The sequence below is a fragment of the Nocardioides zeicaulis genome (assembly GCF_042432345.1).
GTDB classification, from domain to species: Bacteria; Actinomycetota; Actinomycetes; order Propionibacteriales; family Nocardioidaceae; genus Nocardioides; species Nocardioides zeicaulis.
In genome coordinates this window covers 219,883-225,527 of the sequence record NZ_JBHLXH010000002.1, presented here as the reverse complement: position 1 = coordinate 225,527, position 5,645 = coordinate 219,883, and the positions used below count along the sequence as shown (strand labels likewise).

At 73.6% G+C, this 5,645-nt stretch carries 7 protein-coding genes; 4 read left to right on the top strand and 3 right to left on the bottom strand.

What is annotated here, in order from left to right:
* The coding region (locus tag ACFFJG_RS15585; protein WP_378519703.1) for a nicotinate-nucleotide--dimethylbenzimidazole phosphoribosyltransferase at positions 1-682 on the bottom strand (682 nt) is incomplete at its 3' end.
* A 53-nt stretch (positions 683-735) separates the two neighbouring features.
* Between ACFFJG_RS15585 and ACFFJG_RS15580 the strand changes: the two genes are divergently transcribed.
* From ACFFJG_RS15580 to ctlX, 4 genes are read left to right on the top strand one after another with little or no spacing between them, the layout of a single operon-like run.
* Entirely contained in the window at positions 736-1,269 is a 534-nt protein-coding gene (locus tag ACFFJG_RS15580) for a 2'-5' RNA ligase family protein (protein ID WP_378519702.1), read from the top strand.
* 45 nt (positions 1,270-1,314) lie between these two features.
* Positions 1,315-1,518: a hypothetical protein gene (locus ACFFJG_RS15575; RefSeq protein WP_183079723.1), complete on the top strand. Its 204-nt coding sequence runs from the start codon at positions 1,315-1,317 to the stop codon at positions 1,516-1,518.
* A gap of 19 nt (positions 1,519-1,537) precedes the next feature.
* The gene (locus tag ACFFJG_RS15570) at positions 1,538-2,620 is read left to right on the top strand and encodes a threonine aldolase family protein (protein ID WP_378519701.1); all 1,083 of its coding nucleotides are present in this window, start codon (positions 1,538-1,540) and stop codon (positions 2,618-2,620) included.
* A 37-nt stretch (positions 2,621-2,657) separates the two neighbouring features.
* Complete coding sequence (gene ctlX / locus ACFFJG_RS15565) at positions 2,658-3,689, top strand: citrulline utilization hydrolase CtlX (RefSeq protein WP_378519700.1); 1,032 nt, start codon at positions 2,658-2,660, stop codon at positions 3,687-3,689.
* A gap of 128 nt (positions 3,690-3,817) precedes the next feature.
* Here ctlX and ACFFJG_RS15560 read toward each other — a convergent pair whose 3' ends face one another.
* Together ACFFJG_RS15560 and tatC are read right to left on the bottom strand one after the other, a co-directional pair.
* Complete coding sequence (locus ACFFJG_RS15560) at positions 3,818-4,999, bottom strand: Nramp family divalent metal transporter (RefSeq protein ID WP_378520344.1); 1,182 nt, start codon at positions 4,997-4,999, stop codon at positions 3,818-3,820.
* A gap of 115 nt (positions 5,000-5,114) precedes the next feature.
* A partial coding sequence (gene tatC / locus ACFFJG_RS15555) for a twin-arginine translocase subunit TatC (RefSeq protein ID WP_378519699.1) occupies positions 5,115-5,645 on the bottom strand: 531 nt, incomplete at its 5' end.

Sequence of the window (5,645 nt, the reverse complement as noted above, 5' to 3'; positions counted from 1 at the left end):
CGCCCGCCACCACGTCGCGCTTGCGGGTCCAGCCGTCGTCGTCGACGCCTGTGCCGCGACCGGTGACCTCGTCGGCGGGCAGCCCGAGGAGGGCCGCGACCAGGGCGGCGGCGGGCGTGGTGTTGCCGATGCCGAGGTCGCCGGTCATCAGCAGCTGGGCGCCGTCGGCGGCGTGCTCGCGGGCCAGGCGCGCGCCGAGGGCCAGTGCGGCCTCGGCCTCGGCGCGGGTGGTGGCGTCCTCGAGGTGGATGGCGCCCGAGCCGCGGCGGAGCTTGTGGGCGGTGACCTCGGCGGGCAGGTCGGACAGGTCGGCGTCGACGGCCACGTCGAGCACCGTCACCGCCACACCGTGCGCCGCCGCCAGCGCCGAGACGCCCGCGCGCCCCGCGACGATCGTGCGCACCATCGCCTCGGTGACGGCGGCGGGGTAGGCCGAGACGCCGTGGGCGGCGACGCCGTGGTCACCGGCCAGCACGACGAGGCGTACGTCGGTGAGCGGGCGCGGCGGCACCTCACCCTGGGCTGCGGCCAGCCAGGCACCGAGCTCGCCGACCCGGCCGAGCGCGCCGGCGGGGGTGGCCAGGCCCGCAAGGCGCTCGCGCGCACGGGCGGCGACCTCCGGGGACGGCGGGGACACGGGGCCGGTGGGCAGGGTCGCGGTGGTCGCAGCGGTCTCGTCCATGGTCGCGCCAGCCTAGTGAGGGGCCCGCGCGGGACTGCTGCCAGTCTGGTCCCGTGACCGGCCACTCCGTCCTGCAGCTGCCGGTCCCGCCGCTCGAGGCGTGGGTGCGGGCGCGCACGGCCCACTACGACGCCGGCTTCGTCTCCGACGACCCGCGGTTCGGGCACGCGCACGTCACCGCCCTCGGCCCCTTCGACCCGGCCCCGGACGCGCACGTGCTCGCGACCGTGGCCGCGATCGCCGCTGCGACCGCACCGGTGTCGGTCCGGCTGGCCGAGCTCGCGCAGTTCCCCAACGGGATCATCCACCTGGTGCCCGACCCCGTCGCCCCGCTGCGCGCGCTCACCGCGCGTCTCGTGGCGGCGTTCCCGCAGTGGCCGCCCTACGGCGGGGAGTTCGGCACGAGCCCTGACGACCTGCAGCCGCACCTCACCGTCGACGCCGCCTCCGACCGGGTCGACGTCGCCTCCACCGCCGCCCTGCTCGCGGGCACCGTCCCGGTCGACGCCGTGCTGGACCGCCTGCAGCTGGCGTGGTGGGAGTCCGGCCGCTGCCACGTCGTGCACGAGTGGCTGCTGGGCTCCTGACCCGCGCCCGTCGGCGCCCGGGGTGTCCTGTGGCAGGATCGCCGCATGGCTTCCTGGGCACACCTCGAGATCACCGTCGACGACCAGGGCAACGTCGAGGTCGGTGGCTACAACGCCGACCCCGAGGCGCTCGTGGCCGACACCGAGTCGTGGGAGGACCTGCTGTCCTCGCTCGGCGCCAACGGCTGGGAGCTGGTGCAGGTCATCCCCAGCGTCCAGACGACGTACTGGTTCAAGAAGCAGTCCTGACCCGGGCGCGAGCGGCGACGTGAGCGAGCTCCACGACCGCTTCCGCGCGGCCTCGGCGAGTGCCGAACCGGTCTTCTGGCGCGTGCCGGAGACGCCGGCGCAGACGCTGCGCGCGCTGGCGGACTTCGCCGAGGAGCACGGCATCGAGCGCGACGCCTACGGCCAGCGCGGTGCCGTCGCGCAGCTCGAGGCCGAGGTCGCCGAGCTGCTCGGCAAGCCCGCTGCGGTCATGTTCCCCAGCGGCGTGATGGCGCAGCAGGCGACGCTGCGCGCGTGGTGCGACCGCCGGGCCTCGCGCCGGGTCGCGCTGCCCGACCTCTCGCACCTGCTCCACCACGAGCAGGACGGGCCGCGCCGCGTGACGGGCCTGGAGCTGGAGTGGCTCACCACCGGCCGCGAGACCCCGACGGCCGCGTCGCTCGCCGCCGTCCCCGGCCGCCTCGGCGCCGTGATGGTCGAGCTGCCGCTGCGCGACGCCGGCTGCCTGCTGCCGTCGTGGGACGACCTGGTCGGGCTGTCGGCCGCGGCCCGCGAGCGCGGGGTGCCGCTGCACGCCGACGGCGCGCGGATCTGGGAGTCGGTCCCGCACTGGGGTCGCACCCTGACCGAGGCGGCCGAGCTCGTGGACTCGATGTACGTCTCGCTCTACAAGGGCCTCGGCGCGCCCAGCGGCGCCCTGGTGGTGTGCCCCGAGGACCTCGCCGCCGACCTGCGCGCGTGGCGCCAGCGGATGGGCGGCACGCTCTTCTCGATGACGGCCGCCGCCGTGGGCGGGCTCGTCGGCCTGCGCGCGTACCTCGACGACTTCGGCGCCTACCGCGACTGGGCGATCGCGCTGGCGGCCGAACTGCGCAGCCACGGGATCCGCACGTTTCCCGAGGAGCCGCACATCGGCACCTTCCTCGCCTACGCCCCGGGCGTCGCCGACGAGGTCAACGAGCGGGTCGTGGCCCACGCCGAGCAGCACGGCGTGGTCGTCTCGCCGCTGTGGGGCCAGTCAGAGGTGCCGGGCTGGCTGGTGGCCGAGCTGAGCTGCTACGACGCCGCCCTGCGACACGACCCGGCCGACGTCGCGGAGCAGATCGCGGCCGTGGTGGCCTGAGTCGCTGCGGGGGAGGGGTGTCCCCTACATTCCTCCCGTGAGTGCACAGGCCCCCTCCGCCGTCATCCTCGTCCGCGCGACGAGGTTCGTCCCGAACCCGGCCACGGCCGCGGACAACGCCTTCCAGTCCGAGGCCCCCCAGGACCAGTCCGACGAGGCCACTTCGGCCAAGGCGCTCGCCGAGATGGACGCGCTGGCCGAGGCGCTGCGCGGGGTGGGGGTGAGGGTCCACGTCTTCGAGGACGACGACCACACGCGCCCCGACAGCGTGTTCCCGAACAACTGGGTCTCCACCCACGCCGGGGGTGCCGTCGCCGTCTACCCGATGTACGCCTCGAACCGCCGCCACGAGCGGCGCGCCGACGTCCTGGAGCTGCTGAAGTCGCAGTACCGCGTGCAGACGATCGTCGACTACTCCGGCCTCGAGCCCGACGGCATCTTCCTCGAGGGCACGGGCGCGATGGTGCTCGACCACGTCTCGCGGGTGGCCTACACCGCGCGCAGCCACCGCGCCGACGTCGCCGTCCTGGAGCGCTTCTGCACCGACTTCACCTACGAGCCGATGGCCTTCGACGCCGTCGACTCCGACGGCGTGCCGGTCTACCACACCAACGTGATCGCCTGCATCGGCACCGAGGTCGCGATGATCGCGCTCGAGATGATCCCCGACGAGGAGCGTCGCGAGCAGGTGCGCGAGCGCCTCGCCGTCACCGGTCGCACGATCGTCGAGCTCACCGAGGAGCAGGTCCGCGAGTTCGCCGGCAACGCCGTCGAGCTGTGCGGTCGTACGCCCGAGGGCCGCCGCCGCTACGTCATGGCCATGTCGGCGCGGGCCAGGCGCTCGCTGCGACCCGACCAGGTCGCCGCGATCGAGGAGTCCTGCGAGATCGTCGCGGTCGAGATCCCGACCATCGAGCTCGCCGGCGGGTCCGTGCGCTGCATGATCGCGGGCGTCCACCTCGACAAGCGCCCCGAGCAGCTGCCGGAGCCGGGCGAGAACGTCGTGGCGATCAACGAGGACAACCCGGTCACCCCGGACGGCCGCTACGTGGCCAAGGACTACGTCTGAGACCGAGCTGACGCATCTGCACGTGCAGGAGCAGCCGAGCTGACGCATCTGCACAGGACTGGTCGTGCAGATGCGTCAGCTCGGCACCGTGCAGCGGTGCAGATGCGTCAGCTCGGCACGGGGCAGCGTCAGCTGGCGAGCTGCCAGAGCAGGACGCCGTTGAGAGCGATGATGGCGGTCGCGACGACGATGCCGGCGGCGGTCGTGGTGGGCCGGTTGACCAGCGAGCCCATCACGTCGCGACGCGCGGTGAACCAGACCAGCGGCACCAGGGCGAAGGGGATGCCGAAGGACAGCACCACCTGGGAGCCGACCAGCGCCGCGGTCGGGTCGACGCCCAGCGCGAGGACGAGCAGGGCGGGCGCCAGCGTGACCAGACGGCGCGCGGCGACGGGGATGTGGCGACGGATGAACCCCTCCATGATCACCTGGCCCGACAGCGTCCCGACGCTGCTCGAGGCGAACCCGGAGGCCAGCAGGCCGAGCGCGAAGAGGAGCGCGGCTCCCGTGCCGAGCGCGTCGCCGAGGCCGGCGTGCGCCTCCTCGATGGTGTCGATGCCCTGACCGGAGAGCGCGGAGGCGGCGACCAGCAGGAGCGAGAGGTTCATCAGGCCGGCGACGGTCATCGCGACGACCACGTCGACGCGCTGGCTGCGCATGACGGTCACCCGCTCGGCCTCGGTGCGGGCGTGGAGCCGCTCGCTGGTGAGCGCGCTGTGCAGGTAGATCGCGTGCGGCATCACCGTCGCGCCGAGCATGCCGGCGGCGAGCATCACGCTGTCCATGCCGGCGAACCGGGGGAGCGTACCGTCGAGGACGGCCATCGAGTCGACCCCGCTGATCGCGACGTCGTAGGCGAACCCGACGAGGATCACGCCGAGCAGCCCGATGATGACGGTCTCGAAGCGGCGGTGGCTCCTGCCCTTGAGCCCGAGGACGACGAACGACACCACGGCGGTGATGGTGCCGCCGACGAGGAGCGGGAGGTCGAAGAGCAGCTTCAGGGCCAGCGCGCCGCCGACGACCTCGGCCAGGTCGGTCGCGATCGCGACGAGCTCGGCCTGGCCCCAGAGCCCGTTGGCGACGCGGCGGGGGAGGTGCTCGCGGCACAGCGCCGGCAGGCTCAGACCGGTGGCGACGCCGGCCTTGGCGGAGAGGTACTGGATCAGCATCGCCATGAGGTTGCTGACGACCACGACCCACACGAGGAGGTAGCCGTAGGCCGAGCCGGCGGAGATGTTGGTGGCGAAGTTGCCCGGGTCGACGTAGGCCACCGCGGTGACGAACGCCGGCCCGAGCAGCGGCCACATCCGCCCGATCCGGCCGCGGAGCCCGACGGCGGGCGTGGCCCGGTCGAGCACCGCGGTCGCGTCGGACGTCGTGCGCCGGGTGGGCGGTGCGGCGTACTTCGGCGTCTGGAACATGTCAGTCCTCGTCGCCCAGCGCCAGGGGAACCGGTGCCGGCGAGCGCCGGGCCCGACGCCGGTCGAGGGCACGGCACACGACCTCGGCGAGGACGAACAGCACCATCATCGGGATCGCGAGCATCAGCATCGAGAACGGGTCGGTCGAGGGGGTGGCGACGGCCGCGAAGACGACGGCGGACATCAGGATGATCGAGCGGTGCCGGCCCAGCTGGGCGCCCGAGACGACGCCGGCGAGGTTGAGCAGCACCAGGAAGAACGGGATCTCGACGGCGATGCCGAAGACGAGGAGCATCCGGGAGAAGAAGGAGAAGTAGTCGCCGAACTCGACGAGGTTCTCCATGCCGGCGGGGGTGAACCCGATGAGCACGCCGAGGCCCTTCGGCAGCACGTAGTAGCCCAGCGCGACGCCCGCGATGAACAGCGGGCCGGCGATCGCGGCGAACACCCGCGACCACCGCTTCTCGCGCGGGAGCAGCCCGGGGACGATGAACGCCCACGCCTGCCACAGCCAGTACGGGCTGGCCGCGAC